Origin of the sequence: Paraburkholderia azotifigens (assembly GCF_007995085.1) — a bacterium.
Taxonomy (GTDB): domain Bacteria; phylum Pseudomonadota; class Gammaproteobacteria; order Burkholderiales; family Burkholderiaceae; genus Paraburkholderia; species Paraburkholderia azotifigens.
The window spans coordinates 2391748-2414555 of the sequence record NZ_VOQS01000005.1 but is presented as its reverse complement, the minus strand read 5'-3'; the positions used below and the strand labels follow the sequence as shown (position 1 = coordinate 2414555).

Genomic DNA, 22808 nt, shown 5'->3' with positions numbered 1-22808 from the left:
ATCCGGCTCACGGCCCGCGATGCGTCCCACGCCATTCACTTGTGCGTGACGGGCAGCAGCTTCATCGCCGCAGTCCGCTCACGCGTCGCCGCAGTCCGCTCACGCGTCGCCGCATTCGCCACCGAATCTGCCGCAGCACCGCCCGCGCGGCTCGCCAGCATCGCGCACAGACGGCTCGTGCCGACCGAGCCAGCCACGGCAAACACCACCGGGAACAGCATGTCGTGTCCGAGGTGCGTGAACTCGGCGACGAGCACGATCGCCGTGACCGGCATGTTCATCGACGTAGCAAGAAACGCCGTCGCGCCGACCAGTGCAAACGCCCCCGTCGGCACGCTCGCGCCGACCAGATTCCACGCGCCACCGAGCACGATGGCGAGCAGCGCGCCCACCGTCAAACCCGGCGTCAGCAGACCGCCGTGCGCGCCGACGCGCAAACTGCTTGCGCTGACGGCAACCTTCAAGGCAAGCAGCGCAGCCGCGAGCCCAATGCTCAACTGACCGTCGAAACCCAGTTGCGCGGTGCCCTTGCCATTGCCCAGCAATTGCGGGAAGTGCACGGCGAGCACGCCGATCGCCGCGAAGTTGAGCACGTTCAACGCAATCATCAGCCAGCCGGCGCTGGGCGCGGCGTTGCGCGCACGCTCCATGAAACGCGAAAACGCATACGCGGCAATGCCGAACAGCGGACCCGCCGCCACCGACCACGCAACGAGACTGCCGCTCAATGCGAACGACGGAATCGCGTATTGCGATTCGTCGCCGAGTCCGATCCACGCGACGACGGCCGCAATCACCGACGTCACAAGCGCAATCGCGACCGTGGTCGCATCGAACGTGACGAGCAGCACTTCCAGCACGAACACGGCGCCGCCGAGCGGCACGTTGTAGACGGCGGCAAGACCGGCGCCCGCGCCGCACGCGATCATCACGCGCGTCTCGTTCTCCGGGAGACCCGCCACGCGCGACAACCAGCTTGCCACTAGCGCGCCAGCTTCGCGCGGCGCGACTTCGCGGCCCAACGGCGAGCCGAGCGCGACCGTCACGATTTGCAGCACGGCATGGGCAAGCGTGCCCAGCACGGGCATGCGCGCATCGGACGATTTCACTGCCTGCCTGATGCTGACGAGCGGCTGGCCGAAGCGCCGCACGGCCCACCAGCCGAATCCGGCGACGAGCCCGCAGACTGTCATGACGAGCACGCGTCGCTCAGCCGACGCGCCGCTCACGCCTTCCAGAAAACTCTCGCCGCCGACGATCGCATGAAGGCTGTAACCATACGCGACGTGCTGGATGGCGTGCAGCAGCAACGCCAGCAGCATGCCACCCAGACCCGCACCCACGCCCGTGAAAACAGTGACGGCAGCAAGGCGCGCGAGAGATGTGCGTTCGAGTGTGATGATGGACGGCATGACGGCGTGGCTCGCGATTCAACCCTAAGAGCCACCTAGTCTAGGGTTTTCCCTTAAATTCATCAAACAACTTTATTTAATCAATTGATGCAACGACCGAATAGACGCCGATGGCTTTCAGGCGCGGGACGCAGCGCCTTTTGACTTACGTTTCGCGCGGCGAAACCACTTCCGCTTCGAGCCCGCCCGACGTGCGATTACGCAAAGCGAGCGTGCCGCCGTGCGTCGCCGCCTCACCGGGTGGCGACCTGCTGTGGTTCCGGGATTGCCAGCCTTACCAGACGCTTCGTCGCCCTTCCACGCCGGTCGTTGCTCCGCCCCTCTTGCCAGCGACGCAGTCACCGCGAGCGTGTCAAGAGAATCTGGAGAGCAGCCTAACCGTGATTGGCGGAATTCGGGTTGACCGTCACCACGGTCGTTGGCTTTTTACCCTTGTGTTCGCCGCCTCCTTCGACAGTTGCCGGCGGAGAGGTGTCGATGGGGTCCGGCTGTTTGCCAAGCATGGCGTCGATCAACCCGGAAATGGCGCGCCCAATCTGCTTGGCGGTATAGACGAAGGGCACCTGGTCTGCCGCATTGTCATAAGGCTCGCCCTTGGCCCGGTTCGCCTCTTCTTCAGCGGGCGTATTCTCTCTGTCCTCCAGCGCGGCCTTGCGCTGACCGAACGCCCAAAAAAGGAATCCAAAGGGATTTGCGAACCCATCCTTGAGACCGCGCCAGAACACACTGCCTTTTCCCTCGTCATTGTTCGGATCATGCGGCGGCCGCGGAACTACCTGAGAGCCTGTCTGGATGACCTTGCCGTCGGGGGTTATATGGAATTCCGTCGCGACATTGGGAGTCTTGCCATTTTCGTCCGGCTGCTGATTCGGATCGACGACCCTGATGGTAGTGCTCGCGTGCGCACTCCCCGCGTTCGCCCCGGACTGCGGCGAGCCGGCTTGCGGTGCGGGACTCTGCGTCGAGCTTGAAGCGCTAACACTCATTTCATACTCCTTATTAACTGTTGGTTGTCGATACTGTGGTCGAACCCGTCAGCATACGACGACACACGCTCGAAAACTGCTTGCGCATCGTGCACATGATTTACGGGCCGCACGATCCATTTCAGCACGCGTTTGCCGGCGGATGTGGTGCCGATGTATTGCTGCCGCAATTCTCCTTGTGTGTCATGCACAGCAAAGTCGTCCATGACATTGGCGACATGTAAACAGTCAAATCAGTCAAATAGAGAAGCCTCGATAAGCGTGCTTTATTTGCATTCTGAGGCGCTTCAATGCAAAGCACGTCGACATGAATGGCATTTATGTCGCGCATTTTTGGCCTGAATTTGACGGTGCTTTCTCGCGCTCCTATCGTTCGCTCATGCCTGCCTGATTCGCCACGTCGCCCTGCCCGTTCTCACACAAAAGAAGCGGGATTCTCAACGTCTTGCTCTGCTCAATGCCATGAACTCTCACGCGACAGCCACGCTTTCTTCTTCCATTCCTCTACGCAAGACAAGCACGGTTCGCCGCGCCGTGACGACGGCCGTGTTGGGCCAGATACTCGAGTGGTACGACTTCTTTCTCTATGGCACGGCAGCTGCCCTCGTATTCGGCAAATTGTTCTTTCCGGTCGGGAGCGATCCGTTGACAGGCACCATCGCCGCATTTGGCGGCTTCACGGTGGGCTTTATCGCGCGGCCGGTGGGCGGCGTGCTCTGCGGACATATCGGCGACCGCTACGGACGCAAGACAGTGATGATGCTTACGCTGCTGACGATGGGCGTCGCCACGGTTTGCATGGGCTTGTTACCCACTTATCAGCAGGTCGGCATTGCCGCGCCGATTGGCCTCGTGCTGCTGCGTATCCTTCAGGGGCTCGCTGCGGGCGGCGAATGGAGCGGCAGCATTCTGATGATCCACGAAAGCGCGCCTGCATCGAAGCGCGGCGCACTCGCCGCATGGAGTCCGTGCGGCGCAGCCTTCGGCTTCGTGCTTTCCACGGCGGCCTTTTTGCTCGCACAGAGCCTGTCGGCGGCCGACTTTCTCAGCTGGGGCTGGCGCGTGCCCTTTCTGTGCAGCGCCGTGCTCGTCGTGCTCGGCCTCTGGATGCGACGCTCGGTCGAGGAAAGTGCTGACTTCGTCGAAGTGAAGGCGACGCACAGCGAAAGCCGCATGCCGATCGTCGAAGTCCTGCGACGTTGCCCGCGTCAGGTGCTGACCGTCTTCGGTCTGCGCTTCGGCGAAGGCGGCGCGTCGTACATCTTCTTCGCATTCTCGATCGCGTACGGCCAGTTTCTCGGCGTGAAGTCGACGTGGATCCTGGGCGGCCTCACGCTCTCGATGCTGCTGATGATTCCCGTCTCGCTGCTGATGGGACACGTCACGGACAAGATCGGCCGCAAGCCCGTGTATCTCGCCGGCGCTATCGCAATGGTGCTGGTCGCGTATCCGTACTTTGCGCTGCTCAGTTCCGGCGTGCTGTGGAAAGTGATCACCGCGCTCATTCTCGCGAACAGCATCACGCTAGGCATTCTCGAAGGCGCGCAGCCCGCCTTTATCAGCGAACTGCTGCCCGTTCATCTGCGCTTCTCGGGCCTCGGCATCGGACGCGAGATCTCGTCGGTACTCGGCGGCGGCCTTTCGCCGATGGTCGCGACCGCCCTGCTCGCGCACTACGGCAGCGCAACGCCCGTGATGATCTACCTCATTGCGCTCGCACTCGTGACGGTCGTGGCGACATGCATCGCGCCCGAAACTTTCCCGCGCGCCGCGCGACAGCAGGCGAGACAGAACGCCGAACCCGTTATCGCCTGATCGATTGCTTCATTCAACTCAACACGTATTCATCATGCACAGCCTTCACAGCATTTCGACGTACGCTTACGAGCCTCGCATCGTCGACGAGACCGAGCCTTATCCCGAGTATGCCGGTCCCATCTCGCTCGACGTTCTGATCGAAGAGATCGAACGGCGCCGGGACGAGTTCGATCAGCTCTCGCACGTTCCGCGCGACATGATCGCGAAGATGAAGCGCGCGGGGATCTATCGCGCAAGCACGCCACGCCGTTTCGGCGGTGACGCGCTGCCGCCGCCGCAGTTTCTCGCGATACTCGAACGCATCGCGATTGCCGATGGATCGACGGCGTGGGTCGCCGCGTTCGGCTCGGCGAATACTTACCTCGCATCGCTGCCCCTCGAAACGCAGGCGCAGATCTATGCGAAAGGCCCGGACCAGGTATTCGCGGGCGGACTCTATCCGCTGCAACCCGCGATCAACGTGCCCGGCGGCTACAAGGTGAGCGGCCAGTGGCGCTTTGCGAGCGGTTGCAAGGGCGCGGACTGGATCGGCGTCGGCATCGGCGGCACGCCCGCGAGTTCGGGCGACGCCGGCGCAGGCAAGCCCTTCACGGCCGTGTTTCCCGCCAGCGAAGTCGAGATCGTCGACAACTGGAACGTGGTCGGCATGCAAGGCACGGGCAGTCACGATCTGCGTCTGCGCGACAAGTTCGTCGATGCGCAATGGACCTTCGTGCGCGGCGGCCACGCGCTGATCGACGAACCGCTGTACCGCTATCCCGCCGTCGCCTATCAGGCTCAGGTGCATGCCGCCGTGAACGTCGGCCTCGCGCGCGCCGCACTCGATCTCGTGACGGACATGTCGGGCGCAACGAAGACCACGACGGGTGCGCCGCGCCTTGCCGATCGCGGCTATTACCGCTCGGGGCTCGCGAAAGCCGAAGCGCAATGGCGCAGCGCACGCGCGTTCTTCTACGAGTCGGCACAGGCCGCGTGGGACACGATCGTCGCCGGCGACCCTGTCACGCCGAGCCAGGCCAACCTGATGCGATTGAGCGCGACGCATGCGGCCCATGTCTGCGCAGAAGTCGTGATGCAGGCTTATCAGATGGCTGGCATCGCGGCGATCTATCGCGAGAGCCGTCTGCAGCGTCTGGTGCGCGATTCGATCGTCGTGACGCAGCATGCGTTTCTCGGCGAAGGCACGTTCGATGCGTCGGGCGCGCTGTTCGTCGGCATTCCGCCTGTTACGCCCTATCCGTGATGCCGTGCGCGATCGAACGTGAGGAACATGCAATGACGAACGAAGACACGAAGCGCCGCTTTCGCGACGCGATGGCGTGCCTGCCCGCCGCCGTCAATGTCATTACGACGGACGGCCCGAGCGGACGCTGCGGACTCACCGCGAGCGCCGTCTGCTCGGTGACGGACTCGCCGCCGACGATGCTCGTCTGTATCAACCAGACCAGTTACGTGCACGATGTGCTGCGTGCGAACCGCAGCGTCTGTATCAATGTGCTGGCGGGCGAATATCAGGAACTCGCACGCGATTTCGCGGGCATGACCGCATGCGCGATGGACGAGCGCTTCGCACGTCACGCGTGGACGCCGGGGCGCTCGGACGTGCCCGTGCTTTCGCACGCCATTGCGAATCTGGAAGGGACGATCGTTGAATTGAAGAGCGTGGGTTCGCACTCGGTCATGTTCGTGCAGATCGACGATATCACTATCCGCACCGACGGCGACGGGCTGATCTATTTCGCGCGGCAGTTTCATCGCCTCGCGCGGCCCGCGTCCGTTTCGACTCAGCGCGCGAGGTGAGTGTGGAGGTCTGCTTCTTTCTGATCGGCGAGACCGGTCAGGCGCGCGCATTCGATCGTTCGGACATCTCGCGCTTGCAGTCCGTTGCGCGTGAAGCGGCGGGCTTGAAGCGCTTCGTCTTGCACGTTCCCGCCGTCGCTAGCTCGCATGCGGCGCCAGCGCCTTTCTGCGTCACGCAGTGGTATTTCGACGACCTTGACCAACTGGAGACGGCGCTACAACCAGGCCATGCGATCGCGACGGCCGCTGACAGCATCGCGGAACATGCATCGAATGGCACGCTGCATCAGCAGGCGATGGCCGTCCGCAAATTCTCCACGCCGCATCCGCACGCGTCCGAAGCACACGACGAGCGCTGCACGTACCTCGTCGGCTACGAAGGAGAAGCAGACGACTTCAATGCCTGGCTCACGCATTACATGACACATCATCCGCCGCTGATGGCGCGACTCCCCGGCATTCGCGAGCTGGAAATCTACACGCGCATCGACTATCGGACGGGTTTGCGCCATGCACGCGCGACAGCCATGCAACGCAACAAGGTCGTATTCGACGATATCGCCGCGCTCGATGCCGCGCTCGCATCGACTGTGCGCACTCGCATGAAAGCGGATTTCGATTCGTTTCCGCCGTATGGCGGCCCCACTCCGCATTACCCGATGCGCAGCATTTACGGTAATCTGACGCGCAAGTGACAGCACCGGACCGCGCATGCCGTTCGGTTCAACAGCGCGGGCGACTCACCGAGCGTAAGTCGGACGCCGATACGGCCGAGATCCGAACGACATGACAAAGACGCCGCACGGCATCACGGACCTGAATCTTCTCCGCGTGTTTCTGGCCATTTCCGATCTGCGCAGCCTGACGGCAGCGGGCGAACGGCTCGGGCTCACGCAGCCCGCCGTTAGTCACGCGCTGCGCCGCTTGCGCACGCTGTTCGACGATCCGCTGTTCGTCCGCACGCCAGCAGGAATGGTGCCCACCGATGCCGCGCTCCGCCTGCATGCGCCGCTCGCGCAGGCCTTCGGCATCATCAACGTCGCGGTTCAACAGCTTGCGAAGTTCGATCCCGCAACGGCGCATCGTGTGTTTCGCGTGTCGATGTCGGACATGTCAGAGTTCTATTTCCTGCCGCCGCTGCTTGCGATGATCGACAGCACGGCGCCCGGCATACGCATCGACGTCGTGAATTTCTCCGTGGAGGCCGTGAGCGCGGCAATGCGCAGCGGCGAAATCGATCTGGCGCTCGGCTACGTGCCGGGTCTGGACCCAGGCTGCGTGAGCCAGACGCTATTCGTCGACGAGCATGTGTGCGTAGTCCGCGCCGGGCACCCGCTGCGCAAACGTCAACCGACCAAAGACGATCTTGCCGCGCTGCGCTACGTGTACGCCAGTACGAATGCCACCGGTCACCGGATGGTCGAGCAATGGCTGGAGGAGTTAAATCTGCGCCGCGATATCGTGTTGCGGCTGCCGCATTTCGTCGTCGCGCCCGAGATCGTTCAGAACACCGATCTCGCCGTCATCTTTCCGAAGAGCATCGCGCTGCGCTTCAACAGGAACAAGGCATTTCGAATTCTGCCATTGCCCTTTTCATTGCCGCCCATCGAAATTCAGGTGCACACGCACATCCAGTTCTCTGCCGATCCCGGCATTGCATGGCTGCGCGACGCGATCTGCGGCATGTTCTCGAATCAGGCTCCGAGATAACTCTTCACGAGTTGGTGAATCTCGGCAAGCGCGTCGAGTGCCGCGCCGAGTCCGCACTCGCCGTCCGGCTGCGCCAACGTCATCACATCCGCGAGCGCTTCATCCTGCTCGTCGGCCATCATGCAAAGGTAAAACGGCGTGTGCACCTGAAAGCCATCCGGCTCATTCATGATTATCTCCCTGCAAAGATCGCACGTGGATCGCATGACCCCGTGCTTTATTCATGCTCGGCTCGCGAAACGACTTCATCGGAATCGACCACGCAGTCGGCGAGTTCCATCAGATTGGTCGCGAAGACGGAAGGCTTCCATTGCTCGACAGTCAGCCGCGCGCGCGCCGACAATCGTTCGCGCAGCGCATCGTCAAGCGCGAGCGTCCGCATGCGCGCCGCGAGGATATCCGCGTTGCCGGGCTCGATGACATAGCCGTTGACGCCGTTTAATACGAGTTCGCGCGCCACGCCGCACGTATGTGTGACGATCGCAGTGCGCGATGCCGCGAACGCCTCGTTGATGCAGAGACCCCATTGATCGAACTCGCTCGCCAGCACGACGAAATCGGCAAGTCCGTAGATCGCAGGCATGTCGGCGTTCGGCAACGCATCGAGAAAGCGCACGCTACCGTCGAGTTCGCGCTGCGAGACGAGGTTTCTCAGCGCCAGTTCGTCGCGTCCTTTCCCGATCAGAACCAGTTCGATTGCCTGATCCGCGAGACGGGAACTGGCGAACGCATTGATCACGACGTCCACGTTCTTGCGCGCGACGAAGCGGCTCACACACAACACGTAACGGCGCGGCAAGCCGCGCAAGCCGCGTACCTCGTCCGCAGTCGAATAAGCAGCCTGCGCGCGGTGCGAAAACTGGTCGACATCGATCACATCGAAGCCCACGCGCGAGCGCCAGCGCGGAATGCCAAGAAACTCCGCATAGTCGCGATGCCTTTCGCCTGCAACGAGCGCGCCATCGAAGCGTCGCACCAGCCGCCGTTTAAGCCATTCCTTGATGTTGCTGCGCAATCCGTCGTCGGCTTTGGAGTCCGACATGTAGATCAGCCCAAAGGGCCGCGTGAACCTTCTGACGAAACAGAGCCACAACGAATACGGCGTGTCGTAGCCCAACGTGACAACCACGTCGGGCTCGACTTGCCTGACGATCGCAGTCAGTTGCGCAAACACGCTCAACCAGCGGCCGCCTGCGTCGCTGACATCTTTCTCCAGGGTAGTGACCCGCTCGTGACGCTGCTCGAAAAACGACGCACGGCGCGTTTGCGGAAACGCATAGAAACCTGATCGACCGAATACTTCGACGAGACAGACTTCATCGCCGCGTCTGGCCGCAAGTCGCATCAGCGCTTCGTAGCGTGGCACATGGTAGTCACCCAGGTGACCGATAACGAACAGCATCCGCATGACGTCCTCAAAATGCTGCTATTGGCAGAGACCCTCGACGCGCCGACACGCAGGGATGCCATTATTGATTCGACGATGCTCTCGATTGTTCAGACTACTGGCGAACGCCACGCCAGCCGCCACTTACTCTATTACGTGTGGCGCATTTCGTTTGTATGTATTGCTACTCGTGACAGCAATTTGTCTATTAATGGCTGTTCGGAACAATACAATCATCGCTTAATACGTGCACACTACTCGCTATTAAAAAGTGGCTCACAAAGATAGACTGATCTTCATATGCGGGTTTGCGATGTATTCGCATTCATTTCATTCCCTCATAAAAGACCGTTCTTTCAAAAACGTAAGCAGAGCAGGCCCTTCGATGTTGCGGGTAAACAAGGCGAGGCTACTTCATCCCGTCTATGACGGCTCTCGGGAACAATACCAAGAAGAACAGGGACGATCGCAATCATATGAATACGTCGCCACTTTTCCGGCTGTCACGCGTTGTCCTTTTTCTTCTCTGCCTGGTCTCCGTTTTCGTCGCGACTGCGCGTGCATCGACTGCCGATTGCAGCGCCGGCACGCTGGTCACGGTCGTCGCGCATCTCGACGACGATCTGCTGTTCATCGAGCCCGCCATCAGCGAACATTTACGCGCCGGATGGTGTGTCACGACGGTTCATCTGATCGGCGGCGCCAACGGCGCGAACTTCGCGTATGTGCAGAAGCGTGAAGAAGCCTCGCGTCTCGCCTATGCGCGCGCCGCCGGTGTGTCGAATTCGTGGGATGAGTCGACCATACGAATCGCGGGAAAGCCTGTTTTTCAACTCATATTGAAAGCGCAACCGCGCGTGCGGCTACTCGAGCTTCGACTGCCCGGTGGCGCGGTTCGCGGCGGCCGCGTGCCGCTCGCATTGCTATGGGATCAGGGCGCAGCGCTGACCACGTACCCGATGGGCGGCGGAGAACTTCCGGCCGCGCGCTACACGCGCGACTCGCTCTCGGCCGTATTGAGGACGATCCTGCAAGACGCCACGCGCATCGCGACACTCAACCCGGACACGGTTCCGTTCATCGAGCACCCCGATCACATCTACGCTGCCCGCATCACACGCCACGTCGCGCAAACGCTGGGGCGATCCCTTCCCATCGGCTACTACGTCACGTATCCGACGGGCACCTGGCCGGCGACGCTGTTCGGCGACGAAGCGCAACGTAAGCGCGACGTAGCGGCGAGCTATTTCTCTGTCGACGGAAACGACTTCGCGCATGTATTCGGCGAATACCAATGGGACGGGAACTGGATATTGCGCAATTACGTTCGCAACGATACGACGCTCCACAAACAGCAGGACTTCGTCGCGCTGCCTTCGGTTCTGTTCAACACAGGGGCCAATCAATGCCTCACTTCGCGCGGCGCCGGACACCAGCCTGCACTCGCTCCTTGCGACGATATGACCGCCCAGCAGTGGACATGGTTACCGCGTCCTGCCTATCCGGGCAATGCGCACAACGCGGCACTCGTGTCCGCTTCAACGGGGCTATGCGTAGGCGAACACGACGGCACGCTCGCAGAAGAACCGTGTGAAGAATGGAATGCATCACAACGTTGGACGCCCTGGGATTTTGGCCTGATATTTACCCCTTCCCGGCGATGCCTTGGCGAAGAGAACAACCGGCTTCATATCCGCGGATGCGCTTCATTGACGACCCGTTATCGATGGTCCGCGGCGCGTCCGAGCTGGTCCACCGACCTTCGCCTCGCGGGCGCGATGTACGGCGATGTAGCGGGACAAGGGACGCCCTCGGCCATCTACATTCAAAGACGTCCCGACGGGCCCGGCTTCGACGTCCTTGTTCAGACTTCGATATTGAGCAAACCCGACGAGCCTGAGAACTGGTATGCGAATGCAATTCACTTCGACAGCCGCGCGACGCAGCCGACGTGCAATGCCGAGACTTTGTGCTTCGACAGTGCGCGCTATCTGGTCGGCGACTTCAACGGCGACGGCCGCGCCGACTTGATGGTCGTTACGCCGCGAAAAGGCGGCTCCGCGTTCTGGCTATTGAAGAGCAACGGCAACCGTTTTCTCGCGCCCACGCTATGGTTTCAGAGCGATGAAAGAATACCCGCTGACCGGGCGCAGCAGTACATTGCCTATTCGACCAGGGAATCCCCGAACGAAAAAGTACTGGTTGCAATGCAAAGACCGGACAAGACCGTCGAGCTATGGACGGTAGGTGCGAATCGCGCGGGACATATTGAGCAGACAAAAGTGCTCGACTCCGCGCGCTTTAAATCAGGGGTGCAACTTCTGTCGTTGAGAAGCGAGCGAAAAGCATTCGCCCCCTTTATTGCGATTCAATCGACCGACGACAAACGCCGTATATCGGTGACGCCATTCTTCCTTGACAATGGCGGCTGGAATACTGGAGCACCGCTTCTTCTTTCCTCGCAATTCAAGCGTGACTCGACGCGCTTCGCGAGCGACGCCGGCACGGACATGTCGATTGTCATTGCGGTGCCGCATTTTGCCGAACCGGGTGGCGTGGATGTGTGGAAATGGAATCTCGCTCGCCCCATGTCCGCGCCGGTTTTACTCGCATACCTGCGCGATATCCGGTGGCAGGACGCCACGCCGGCCGTTCTTCACGACGCAAACAGCGCGGCGCTCTTCTTCTACGAACGTACCGACGTACCGTTGACCAACACATTCTTCTCTGCCGGTAAGTCCGCGCTCGCGCGTTATGTGTTTGACAGAAAAGAACTGCCAGCCACTCCCATGGAAGTTTTTCCGCTACCGGCCGTTTACTCGGAATCGCTCTGGCTCGAACGTCTCGTTCAATAGATCGACCGAAATTCTATTCAAATGAAGATTACGGTTATTTCAGATCTGGAGAGAATGTGCGTGTCCAGCAACGACTAGTGCTTGACCGAATCGCATTGAACCGGTTGTGTATGGTATATCAACATAAGTCGATCGCAGCGAACGACGATCGAACGAAGCACCGTACGCTACAAGAAAAAGAGTTCCACGGTTCAGCGAGCCGTTCTCCAAGTACAAGCCACATTCGGAATGGTGATACGTGCGGATACTACAGGTTGTTTATGCGCCACGGTTGTCGGGTGCGGAGATCCTCGCAAAGGGTCTCGCGATCCAGCACAGGGAGAGTGGCCACGATGTCTGCATCACGTCGATGCAACCGCAGCTGGCGGACTTCGATCATAGCCGCGGCGAACTCGCGGCTGCAGGCGTACAGTGCGACTTTCCCGATGCGCCGCTTGGGAGGGTGGGACGCCTCAAGCATCTCTGGCGTTGCATACGGCGCTTCCGGCCCGACATCATCATCGCGCACGCCACGCTCGCCGCGCTCTACGTACGGCTTCTGCCCGGCGTTGCGCCCGTCGTCTATGTGATGCATTCGGGCTCCAACGACTTCGCCAATCCCAAGCTGAAATGGGCCGAGCGAATGCTGTCGCACCGCGCAAAGGTCGTCGTCGGCGTGTCGCCGCAAAACACGCGCGATTATCTGCGCGAAGTCGGCCCGCATCCGTGCGTGACGGTGATTCCCAATGGCGTCGACCTGCCCCGCTTCGAGAACGCCGCGCCTGCGCCCGCCTTCGACGTCTCCAGTACTTCACGGCAAATCGTGCAACTGGGCCGCTATGTCGTCGACAAAGGCCACCTCGAAACTATTCACGCGTTCGAAATCGTCCTGCAGCACGAGCCCGACGCGCGTCTGGTCTTTTATGGCGTGGTCGAAAGTCTGGCCTATCACGATATGGCCATGAATCTCGTGCACCGTTTGAATCTGGCCGATCGGGTCACACTGTGCGGCCCCGTATCGAATGTCGCCAGCATTCTGCAGACCTCGCATGTGTTCGCCATGCCCTCTCATATGGAGGCGCACAGCATCGGCTTCCTCGAAGCACTCGCGTCGGGTATTCCCGTAGTGGCGAGCCGGATCGCGGCCTTCGAATTCGCGCGCGATTTCGCCGGCGTGTCGCTCGTCGATACGATGAATCCTTCGACCTATGCGCGCGCGTTGCTCGACGCACTGCATGCGCCTCGCTCGCATCGCGCACTGGACGGCTATACGTTGCGCGACACGGCCGAGCGCTATCTGAAGATCGCACAGACCGTTTTCGACGGAGACGGTATCGCGGAAAGCCTGTCGTTGCACGACTGGCAGCGCAACGAATCATCGATGTGAGCGTGGGAACAAGATCTGTCCGCTATTCGTTTTTTCATCAGGCACGCGCCGTAACCGACGAACACAGCATTCCCCAACGGATCCGACATGAAACCTGCAGCCCATGAACAGGACAGCTTCGGCAGCGCGCTGCAACTGCTGCTGGATCAGCAACGCGATGCGATGCGCACGATTCTCACGCTGTCCGACACGAAGCGCCAACACGATGCGGCTTCCGCCCGTGCCGCTTTAGACGAGATCTTTCATGCAGCAGAGCGCTGTCACTCCACCTATCGCGCGATGCTCGGCGAGATCATCGCAACACAGCAGAACGGCGCCGTGTCGCGTGATGCCTGAGGGACGTCAGTCAATTGTCAGCGGGTGATCTGCAGAATGCGCGTGCAGACCGCCTGTCCATTGTGTGCGTCGAAGAAAGGAGACTGCCCAGGAAGACCGCACTACATTGAAAAGGCGTCGCGCTGCGTGCGCTTGCCCACATCCGCCCGTCGATTCGGCGAGGCAGCATGAGAGGCTGACGGGCGAACTGGAGCAACTGCGCGCGTGACGGGTCACGTGACGACGCCGGGTCTTCGCAGTATTGATCCAGTTCATTCAGGTTGGGGAAGAACATGATGTCCACGCGTGCGCCTCAAAGACTCGACACGAAAGAATCGGAAGGCACAGACGTCATTCCCCGTCGATTGCGGCACGTCGCGATCGTGCTGTTCGACGGCTTCGATCTGATGAGCGCGAGCGTCATCGCCAATACGCTGGAACTCGCGAGCGAGCTCTCGACTCGCGGCCCGGTTCAATGGACATATCGGATCGCCACACTCTCCGATCACGATGGGTATGTCGCCAGTTCCGCCGCACTGCTTCTCTCCGCAGAAGCATTCGATGTACACGCGGAGCATGAATTCGACGCGATCTTTGCGATCGTCGGCGCCGACGCGTGCATCGATTCGCGCTCGGCGCCGCTCGTTGCGTGGATCAACCGCGCGCGCTCGAAAGCGGGCGACGTGCGGCTCGTGGGCGCGCTGCCGCCGGGACTCGATGGCCATACGTACCGCGCGCCCGATGAACGGACGCCCGAGTCGCAAACACGTGCGGCGCACCATTCCGCAGAATGCAAGACGAAGGTCCAAAGTCTCAACGACGCCCTGACGGGTGCGCTCAAACTGATCCGCCGCGATATGGGAGACGGCATGGCGCGGCGCGTTGCCGAACGCCTGTCGATCTGTTCGCGCGACATGCTCAACGCGATCTTCGAGGATATCGTCGGCAGCACGCCCGCCGAGAAGGTGCGCGCGGCCGCTCACTGGCTGCAGGACAATTGCCGCCGCCAGATCACGATCGAAGACGCTGCGCAGGTCGCCGCGATGAGCGAGCGCAGCCTGCTGCGCCACTTCAGAAGCGAACTCGGCATGACCCCCTCCGACTATCTGATGCATGCACGTTTGCAGGTTGTCTGCAATCTGCTGATCGAGACCGATCTGCCCGTCGACAAGGTAGCCAAGCGCGCAGGTTTGACGAGTGGCGACCATCTCGCGCGCAGCTTTCGCCGGCATATGAAGACGTCGCCGAGCGAGTATCGCGCGCAGCGCCGGATGCAATGCTGAACGACGCGGCGCGCGCCGGATTCGACAAGAAACAACAGCGCCTTTTTGCCGGGTTTTTGCCCGTCGCGTGCTGCGGTATGCTGGCGGCTTTCCGGCTTTAAACCATACGAATCCCGATGTCCGACGAATACGAAGTCCACGGCCCGCACGATCACGCCGTCGAGCATGCAGGCGCTCACGGCGGCGACAACAGCGCTTCGCGCCTCGCCGTCATGACGGCCATTCTGGCGAGCGTCGGCGCGATTGCCGCTTATCAGAGCGGCGCCAATGAAAACCTTGCGCTCTTCTATAAGAACGAAGCTGCGATCCTCAAGACGGAAGCCGCGAACCAATGGGCCTATTACCAGGCCAAGGGCGAAAAGCAGAACCTCGCGGAACTGGGCGCGGCGTTGACGGATCCCGCGTCCGCGGCGCATGCGAAGTTCGTCACCGATACGCAGCGCTACAAGACCGAGAAAGAGCCGATCCGTCAGCAGGCGGAGGCGCTCGAAAAACAGGTGAAGCAGGACAATGAAGTCAGCGAGTCGTTACAGCATCAGCATCATCGCTGGGCGCAGGCGACCACGCTGATCCAGATTTCCATCGCGCTCGCGGCCATTACGCTGCTCACGAAGAAACGCTGGCTGCTGAAGCTCACAATCGGCATGGCAGTCGTCTCCGTCGGGCTGTTCGTCACAGCGTTCGCCGGCGTGTAAGCGTGGCGCTCGTTGCGCCGTTATGAAGTCGCATTGAGCTTGCGCCACAAGGTCGTCTTGCTGATGCCGAGCGCCCTGCACGCGGCATCGCGATCGCCGCCGCAGGCCGCCAGCATCGCGCGGATTTCATCGGCTTCGACGTGGCGGCTGCGTTCGCGCAACGTCAACTCGCCCTTCTTCTGCCGTCCGATCGACGTGGACAGTTCGGGCGCGACGACATCGAGCATCTCGCGCGTGAACGCGTTATCCGCACTGCCGTCCGAGTCAGCAAGCTCGACGGCAATCCGTTCTATCACGTTCTGCAATTCGCGCACATTGCCCGGCCACGCATAGCCGCGCAATGGCTCGCCGATCTGCGCGAGCACGCGCGCCGCCGCCGGCAGATCGGCGACACGCGTGGCGAGTCTCGGTTCGCGCGCGGCGGCCTGCAGCAGCAGTTCTGCGGCGAGCGGCAGCACGTCGGCCGTGCGCTCGCGCAACGGCGGCAGCGCAATGCTCAGAATGTTCAGCCGGTAATAAAGGTCCGCGCGAAACGTGCCGTCCTCGATGCCTTCCGTCAGCCCGCGATGAGTTGCAGCGACCACGCGGATATCGACGCGCGTCGGCTCCGTCGACCCGAGCCGCACCACTTCGCGCTCCTGCAACACGCGCAGCAGCCGGCTTTGCAGCGGCAGCGGCATCTCGCCGATCTCGTCGAGGAAAAGCGTGCCGCGATGCGCCGCTTCGATCAGACCCGCCTTGCCGCCCTTGCGCGCGCCCGTAAACGCGCCCTCCTCGTAACCGAACAGCTCGCTTTCGAGCAAGGCTTCCGGAAACGCGCCGCAATTGATCGCGACAAACGCGAAGTCGCGGCGCGCGCTCAGCTGATGCATGCTCTGCGCGACCATTTCCTTGCCGGTGCCGCTTTCGCCGAGTATCAGCACGGTCGCGTCGGACTTCGCATAACGGCGCACGAGCGTGCGCACGCGCTCGATCGACGGACATTCGCCGACGAGATCATCGAGTTCGTAGCGCGCCGTGAACTGCTGCGCGCGCTGACGCGAACGCAGCGTGCGGTCGAGCCGTTCGACGGCGCGCGACTCCTGAAACGTCAGCACGGTGCCCGCGGACGGCCCCGTGCCCGCCAGCGGCCCGCGATGCACGAGATAGCTCGTGCCGCGCACGGACACGAGCGTGTCGACGTCGCTATCGGGCAGCGCGCCTGCGATATCCGGCGCGAGCTGCTGCAAGGGCACGCCCGCCGCAGTCGCGGCATCGATGCCCAGCACGCCCGCGAGACGCTGGTTGATTGCTTCGACGCGCCCTTGCGCATCCAGTGCAACGACGCCATCGCGCAAGTGCTGCAGCAGATTGTCGAGGCGTTGACGGCGCACACCTTCGGCACGCGTGGCCTGCGCGACTTCGAGCGCCGTGTCGAAAGCGCTGCGCACCGACGCGCGCGAATACAGAAAAACGGCGCCCATGCCCGCGCGCTCGGCCAGGTCGGTGACGTGCCCCGGACCGACAACGGCGTCGACGCCGCGCTCGCGCAGGTCGCGCACGCAATCCTCCGCGTCTTCCGTCGATCGATATGACGCGAAGATCACGTCGATGCCATACGCGGCCGCAAAGCGCTTTACCTCATCGGGCGTGTCGCCGTGCGTGACGAGCGCCACCGAATCGCCATCGCGCCGCGCGCGTGCCAGCGCCTGCATCACGTCGAAACCGGTCGGCGTGATCACGACGACGGGCACGTTGACGCGCGTCTTCAGATACGCGCCATTCGAGCCGCCCGCGACGATCACATCGGGGAGTTCCGCGCCCGCCGCCTCGATCTCCTGCACGGCGTCGTCGAACCCGCGAGCGACCACGCGCAGGTCCGCACGCCCCCCATATTCGCTGGCGATATCGACAAACAGATCGCGCAAGCGGCTGATGCCCATTGCCCAGATGCGCGGGCGTGGGGTCGAAATAGTGGAAGGCGTGCTCATCGAGGCGGTCCGGTTGAGATCCAGGGCGGCTTTCCATTATGCGCGCGGAATTTCATAACAGAAACCGTCGATTTCATTTATGAAACCTCGACCCACCCCGCGCGACGCGCAGGTTACGCAAAATCAGAGACTTAGCGACATTGGCATGCTTGGCACGCCACTTGCAGATACAGGCCCGCAAATCCACGGAGCCTCACAGTGAACTCAACCAGACAACCCACCAGCGCCGGCGCCGCATTCCGCCAGGCCGTCGCCGAAGGACAACCGCTGCAGGTCGTCGGCGCGATCACCGCCTACGCCGCGAAAATGGCCGAAGCCGTCGGCTTCAAGGCCGTCTATCTGTCGGGCGGCGGCGTCGCCGCGAACTCGCTCGGCATCCCCGACCTCGGCATCAGCACGATGGACGACGTGCTGACGGACGCGCGCCGCATCACCGACGCCACCAACCTGCCGCTGCTCGTCGATATCGACACCGGCTGGGGCGGCGCCTTCAACATCGCGCGCACGGTCCGCTCCTTCATCAAGGCAGGCGTCGCTGCCGTTCACCTTGAAGACCAGGTCGGGCAGAAGCGCTGCGGCCATCGTCCGAACAAGGAAGTCGTCGCGACGCAAGAGATGGTGGACCGCGTGAAAGCCGCCGTCGACGCGCGCACCGACGACCAGTTCGTCATCATGGCCCGCACCGACGCGGCCGCCGCCGAAGGACTCGACGAAGCGATCGAGCGCGCCGTTGCCTACGTCGAAGCGGGCGCGGACATGATCTTTCCGGAAGCGATGCGCACGCTCGACGACTATCGCCGCTTCAAGGCCGCCGTGAAGGTGCCGATCCTCGCGAACCTGACTGAGTTCGGCACGACGCCGTTCTTCACGACGACCGAGCTGCGCGAGGCGAACGTCGATATCGCGCTGTATTGCTGCGGCGCGTATCGCGCGATGAATGCCGCTGCGCTCAATTTCTACGAGACCGTGCTGCGCGACGGTACGCAAAAGGCCGCCGTACCGACAATGCAGACGCGCGAAGATCTCTACAGATATCTTGGCTATCACGCGTACGAGGACAAGCTCGACGCGCTGTTCGCGGCCAGCAAGTAATCAATCGAATCTCGAATCTGGAGGAAGACACATGAGCGAAGCAGACAACGGCACGACGAACGCGGGCGCATTCAAGCCGAAGAAATCCGTGGCCCTGTCGGGCGTGACGGCGGGCAACACCGCCCTGTGCACGGTCGGCAAGACGGGCAACGACCTGCACTACCGCGGCTACGACATTCTCGATATCGCGGGCGCCTGCGAATTCGAGGAAGTCGCGTATCTGCTCGTGCACGGCAAGCTGCCGAACGCCGCCGAACTGGCCGCTTACAAGACGAAGCTGAAAGCGCTGCGCGGCCTGCCTGCCAACGTGAAGGCGGCGCTCGAATGGATTCCTGCCGCCGCGCATCCGATGGACGTGATGCGCACGGGCGTGTCCGTGCTGGGCACGGTGCTGCCGGAGAAAGACGATCACAACCTGCCGGGCGCGCGCGATATCGCCGACAAGCTGATGGCGTCGCTCGGCTCGATGCTGCTGTACTGGTATCACTACTCGCACAACGGCAAACGCATCGAAGTCGAAACCGACGACGACTCGATCGGCGGCCACTTCCTGCATCTGCTGCATGGCGTCGAGCCGCCGAAATCGTGGGTCGATGCGATGCACGTGTCGCTCAACCTGTATGCCGAGCACGAATTCAATGCGTCGACCTTCACGGGCCGCGTGATCGCGGGCACGGGTTCCGACATGTATTCGGCCATCACGGGCGCGATCGGCGCGCTGCGCGGGCCGAAGCACGGCGGCGCGAACGAAGTCGCGTTCGAGATCCAGTCGCGCTACCAGACGCCCGACGAAGCGGAAGCCGACATCCGCCGCCGCGTCGAGAACAAGGAAGTGGTGATCGGCTTCGGCCACCCCGTCTACACGATCTCCGATCCGCGCAACAAGGTCATCAAGGAAGTTGCGAAGAAGCTGTCGAAAGAGCAGTCGAACATGAAGCTGTTCGACATCGCCGAACGGCTCGAAAGCGTGATGGACGACGTCAAGAAGATGTTCCCGAACCTGGACTGGTTCAGCGCCGTGTCGTACCACATGATGGGCGTGCCCACGGCCATGTTTACGCCGCTGTTCGTGATCTCGCGCACCTCGGGCTGGGCCGCGCACATCATCGAGCAACGCATCGACAACAAGATCATCCGGCCGAGCGCGAACTACACGGGACCGGAGAATCTTCCGTTCGTGCCGCTCACGAAGCGCGCCTGATCCGACGAGCCGTTTTATCGATTGCGGATGTGAGAGCCGCATCGAAGTTGGGCCCTGGCTTGTCGATACCCGCGAGCCGGGGCTGCTTTTTGCCGAACGAGCGTTGCTGCACCGCCCGCCCATTGACGCGCTAAACTTCGCGGAAAGCGCACGAACGCGATCCACCCGCACGGACGGGAGAATACGGCGTGACGCCGTGGCCCTGTACGCAAGGCCGCTCCCGATTATTACCGCATGTGTCCCCACGCCATGAATACTGCATACCGCAAATCACTGCCCGGCACTTCGCTGGACTACTTCGACACACGCGCCGCCGTCGACGCGATCCAGCCCGGCGCATATGACGCGCTGCCGTACACGTCGCGCGTGCACGCGGAGAACCTCGTGCGCCGCTGCGATCCCGCGACGCTCGACGCCGCACTCCGGCAGATCGTCGAGCGCAAGCGTGAGCTGGATTTCCCGTGGTTTCCGGCGCGCGTCGTGTGCCATGACATTCTCGGTCAGACCGCGCTCGTCGATCTCGCCGGCCTGCGCGACGCGATCGCCGATCAGGGTGGCGATCCCGCGAAGGTGAACCCCGTCGTGCCCGTGCAGCTGATCGTCGATCACTCGCTGGCTGTCGAGTGCGGCGGATTCGATCCCGATGCGTTCGCGAGGAACCGCGCAATTGAAGACCGGCGCAATGAAGATCGCTTCGACTTCATCAACTGGACCAAGAAGGCGTTCAAGAACGTCGACGTGATTCCGCCCGGCAACGGCATCATGCATCAGATCAATCTGGAGCGGATGTCGCCCGTGATTCATGCCGTCGATGGCGTGGCGTATCCCGACACGCTCGTCGGCACCGACAGCCACACGCCGCACGTCGATGCGCTGGGCGTGATCGCCGTCGGCGTCGGGGGTCTGGAAGCGGAGAACGTGATGCTGGGCCGCGCGTCGTGGATGCGTTTGCCGGATATCGTCGGCGTCGAACTGTCGGGCAAGCGTCAGCCGGGCATCACGGCCACCGATATCGTGCTCGCGCTCACGGAATTCCTGCGCAAGGAGAAAGTGGTCGGCGCGTACCTGGAGTTTCGTGGCGAAGGCGCGTCGAGCCTCACGCTCGGCGATCGCGCGACGATCTCCAACATGGCGCCCGAATATGGCGCGACGGCGGCGATGTTTTTCATCGACGAACAGACCATCGACTATCTGCGCCTGACGGGTCGCGACGATGCGCAAGTGAAGCTCGTCGAAACGTATGCAAAAACGGCGGGTTTGTGGGCCGATTCGCTGAAGAACGCGGAATATGAGCGCGTACTCAGGTTCGATCTGTCGACCGTCGTGCGCAATATGGCGGGGCCGTCGAATCCGCACAAGCGCTTGCCCACGTCGGACCTTGCCGAGCGCGGCATCGCAGGCAAATGGGAAGACGTGCCGGGACAGATGCCCGATGGCGCCGTCATCATCGCGGCGATCACGAGCTGCACGAATACCAGCAACCCCCGCAACGTGATCGCGGCGGCCTTGCTCGCGCGCAATGCGAATGCGCGTGGTCTGACGCGCAAACCCTGGGTGAAGTCGTCGCTGGCGCCGGGATCGAAGGCCGTCGAACTGTATTTGCAGGAAGCGAACCTGCTGACCGACCTCGAGAAGCTCGGCTTCGGCATCGTCGCGTTTGCATGCACGACGTGCAACGGCATGTCAGGCGCGCTCGATCCGAAGATCCAGCAGGAGATCGTCGATCGCGATCTGTACGCGACGGCGGTGCTGTCGGGCAATCGCAACTTCGATGGCCGCATTCATCCGTATGCGAAGCAGGCGTTCCTCGCGTCGCCGCCGCTGGTGGTCGCGTATGCGATTGCGGGCACGATCCGCTTCGATATCGAACGCGATGTGCTCGGCAACGATCGCGATGGCAAGCCGGTTTATCTAAAGGACATCTGGCCGAGCGACGAAGAGATTGACGCGATCGTCAAACAAAGCGTGAAGCCCGAGCAGTTCCGCAAGGTCTACGAGCCGATGTTTGCCGTCACGGCTGCGAGCGGCGAGCCGATCAGCCCGCTCTACGACTGGCGCGCGCAAAGCACGTACATTCGCCGTCCGCCGTATTGGGAAGGTGCGCTCGCGGGCGAACGTACGTTGAAGGCTATGCGTCCACTCGCCGTGCTTGGCGACAACATTACGACCGATCACCTGTCGCCGTCGAATGCGATTCTCGCGAACAGCGCAGCGGGCGAGTACCTCACGAAAATGGGCCTGCCCGAAGAGGACTTCAATTCGTACGCAACGCATCGTGGCGATCACCTCACTGCGCAGCGCGCGACCTTTGCGAATCCGACGCTGATCAATGAAATGGCTGTCGTCGACGGTCAGTTGAAAAAGGGATCGCTGGCGCGCATCGAGCCCGAAGGCAAGGTCACGCGCATGTGGGAAGCGATCGAAACGTACATGGACCGAAAGCAGCCGCTTATCATCATCGCGGGCGCGGACTATGGCCAGGGTTCGTCGCGCGATTGGGCCGCGAAGGGCGTGCGGCTCGCGGGTGTCGAAGCGATCGTGGCAGAAGGATTTGAGCGCATTCACCGCACCAACCTGATCGGCATGGGTGTACTGCCGCTCGAGTTCAAACCGGGCGTGAACCGGCTTGAACTCGGTATCGACGGGACGGAGACGTACGACGTGATCGGCGAACGTAAGCCGCGCGCGGACCTGACGCTCGTGATTCATCGAAAGAACGGCGAGCGCGTCGACGTGCCTGTCACGTGCCGCCTCGACACGGCCGAGGAAGTCTCGATCTACGAAGCGGGCGGCGTGCTGCAGCGCTTTGCGCAGGACTTCCTGGAGTCGTCGAAGGCCGCGGCGTAAGACCGACGCTTTTCATGCATTCCATGTGGGCGGCGCGCGATGTGCCGCCCTACTCACATCAGGATCACAAC

19 protein-coding genes are annotated in these 22808 nt (G+C 62.1%); 13 read left to right on the top strand and 6 right to left on the bottom strand.

What is annotated here, in order from left to right; all coding sequences use genetic code 11:
• Nucleotides 1–35: 35 nt before the first annotated feature.
• The 3 genes from FRZ40_RS42885 to FRZ40_RS42875 form a co-directional block, all read right to left on the bottom strand.
• Entirely contained in the window at nucleotides 36–1412 is a 1377-nt protein-coding gene (locus FRZ40_RS42885; RefSeq protein WP_147238319.1) for a chloride channel protein, read from the bottom strand.
• Between the two features lie 374 nt (nucleotides 1413–1786).
• Nucleotides 1787–2398 carry a hypothetical protein gene (locus tag FRZ40_RS42880; RefSeq protein ID WP_147238318.1) on the bottom strand — a complete coding sequence of 204 codons (612 nt, stop codon included), beginning with the start codon at nucleotides 2396–2398 and terminating at the stop codon, nucleotides 1787–1789.
• The gene (locus FRZ40_RS42875) at nucleotides 2395–2604 is read right to left on the bottom strand and encodes a hypothetical protein (RefSeq protein WP_147238317.1); all 210 of its coding nucleotides are present in this window, start codon (nucleotides 2602–2604) and stop codon (nucleotides 2395–2397) included. Before FRZ40_RS42875 ends, FRZ40_RS42880 begins: the two co-directional genes overlap by 4 nt.
• A gap of 256 nt (nucleotides 2605–2860) precedes the next feature.
• On the opposite strand from FRZ40_RS42875, the gene FRZ40_RS42870 reads away from it, so the two are divergent.
• From FRZ40_RS42870 to FRZ40_RS42850, 5 genes are all read left to right on the top strand, one after another.
• A complete protein-coding gene (locus FRZ40_RS42870; RefSeq protein ID WP_028369444.1) occupies nucleotides 2861–4213 on the top strand; it encodes an MFS transporter in 1353 nt (450 codons plus the stop codon).
• A 34-nt stretch (nucleotides 4214–4247) separates the two neighbouring features.
• Nucleotides 4248–5459: an acyl-CoA dehydrogenase family protein gene (locus FRZ40_RS42865; RefSeq protein WP_147238316.1), complete on the top strand. Its 1212-nt coding sequence runs from the start codon at nucleotides 4248–4250 to the stop codon at nucleotides 5457–5459.
• A 32-nt stretch (nucleotides 5460–5491) separates the two neighbouring features.
• Complete coding sequence (gene hpaC, locus FRZ40_RS42860) at nucleotides 5492–6016, top strand: 4-hydroxyphenylacetate 3-monooxygenase, reductase component (protein ID WP_028369446.1); 525 nt, start codon at nucleotides 5492–5494, stop codon at nucleotides 6014–6016.
• Between the two features lie 2 nt (nucleotides 6017–6018).
• Nucleotides 6019–6711 (top strand): EthD family reductase, encoded by a 693-nt coding sequence (locus tag FRZ40_RS42855; protein WP_147238583.1) that lies wholly within the window; start codon nucleotides 6019–6021, stop codon nucleotides 6709–6711.
• Between the two features lie 91 nt (nucleotides 6712–6802).
• A complete protein-coding gene (locus tag FRZ40_RS42850) occupies nucleotides 6803–7726 on the top strand; it encodes a LysR family transcriptional regulator (RefSeq protein WP_147238315.1) in 924 nt (307 codons plus the stop codon).
• Here FRZ40_RS42850 and FRZ40_RS42845 read toward each other — a convergent pair.
• Nucleotides 7711–7896 carry a hypothetical protein gene (locus FRZ40_RS42845; protein ID WP_028369449.1) on the bottom strand — a complete coding sequence of 62 codons (186 nt, stop codon included), beginning with the start codon at nucleotides 7894–7896 and terminating at the stop codon, nucleotides 7711–7713. The two genes, FRZ40_RS42850 and FRZ40_RS42845, sit on opposite strands and share 16 nt — an antisense overlap.
• A 47-nt stretch (nucleotides 7897–7943) precedes the next feature.
• Nucleotides 7944–9128, bottom strand: a complete 1185-nt coding sequence (locus FRZ40_RS42840) for a glycosyltransferase family 4 protein (protein WP_231516284.1) — start codon at nucleotides 9126–9128, stop codon at nucleotides 7944–7946.
• A 410-nt stretch (nucleotides 9129–9538) separates the two neighbouring features.
• Between FRZ40_RS42840 and FRZ40_RS42835 the strand changes: the two genes are divergently transcribed.
• The 5 genes from FRZ40_RS42835 (at nucleotide 9539) to FRZ40_RS42815 (ending at nucleotide 15627) form a co-directional block, all read left to right on the top strand.
• Nucleotides 9539–11968: a PIG-L family deacetylase gene (locus FRZ40_RS42835; RefSeq protein WP_420873925.1), complete on the top strand. Its 2430-nt coding sequence runs from the start codon at nucleotides 9539–9541 to the stop codon at nucleotides 11966–11968.
• A gap of 238 nt (nucleotides 11969–12206) precedes the next feature.
• A complete protein-coding gene (locus tag FRZ40_RS42830; protein ID WP_147238313.1) occupies nucleotides 12207–13334 on the top strand; it encodes a glycosyltransferase in 1128 nt (375 codons plus the stop codon).
• Between the two features lie 87 nt (nucleotides 13335–13421).
• On the top strand, nucleotides 13422–13670 hold the full coding sequence (locus FRZ40_RS42825; protein ID WP_028369453.1) for a hypothetical protein: 249 nt from the start codon (nucleotides 13422–13424) through the stop codon (nucleotides 13668–13670).
• A 272-nt stretch (nucleotides 13671–13942) separates the two neighbouring features.
• Nucleotides 13943–14932 (top strand): helix-turn-helix domain-containing protein, encoded by a 990-nt coding sequence (locus FRZ40_RS42820; RefSeq protein WP_240057511.1) that lies wholly within the window; start codon nucleotides 13943–13945, stop codon nucleotides 14930–14932.
• Nucleotides 14933–15048: 116 nt separating this feature from the next.
• Nucleotides 15049–15627, top strand: a complete 579-nt coding sequence (locus FRZ40_RS42815) for a DUF4337 domain-containing protein (RefSeq protein WP_147238312.1) — start codon at nucleotides 15049–15051, stop codon at nucleotides 15625–15627.
• A 20-nt stretch (nucleotides 15628–15647) separates the two neighbouring features.
• Here FRZ40_RS42815 and prpR read toward each other — a convergent pair whose 3' ends face one another.
• The gene (gene prpR, locus FRZ40_RS42810) at nucleotides 15648–17597 is read right to left on the bottom strand and encodes a propionate catabolism operon regulatory protein PrpR (RefSeq protein ID WP_147238311.1); all 1950 of its coding nucleotides are present in this window, start codon (nucleotides 17595–17597) and stop codon (nucleotides 15648–15650) included.
• 198 nt (nucleotides 17598–17795) lie between these two features.
• On the opposite strand from prpR, the gene prpB reads away from it, so the two are divergent.
• The 3 genes from prpB (at nucleotide 17796) to acnD (ending at nucleotide 22737) form a co-directional block, all read left to right on the top strand.
• A complete protein-coding gene (gene prpB / locus FRZ40_RS42805; protein ID WP_028369457.1) occupies nucleotides 17796–18689 on the top strand; it encodes a methylisocitrate lyase in 894 nt (297 codons plus the stop codon).
• A gap of 31 nt (nucleotides 18690–18720) precedes the next feature.
• Nucleotides 18721–19890 carry a bifunctional 2-methylcitrate synthase/citrate synthase gene (gene prpC / locus FRZ40_RS42800; RefSeq protein ID WP_147238310.1) on the top strand — a complete coding sequence of 390 codons (1170 nt, stop codon included), beginning with the start codon at nucleotides 18721–18723 and terminating at the stop codon, nucleotides 19888–19890.
• A 249-nt stretch (nucleotides 19891–20139) separates the two neighbouring features.
• On the top strand, nucleotides 20140–22737 hold the full coding sequence (gene acnD, locus FRZ40_RS42795; RefSeq protein WP_028365384.1) for a Fe/S-dependent 2-methylisocitrate dehydratase AcnD: 2598 nt from the start codon (nucleotides 20140–20142) through the stop codon (nucleotides 22735–22737).
• Nucleotides 22738–22808 lie beyond the last annotated feature (71 nt).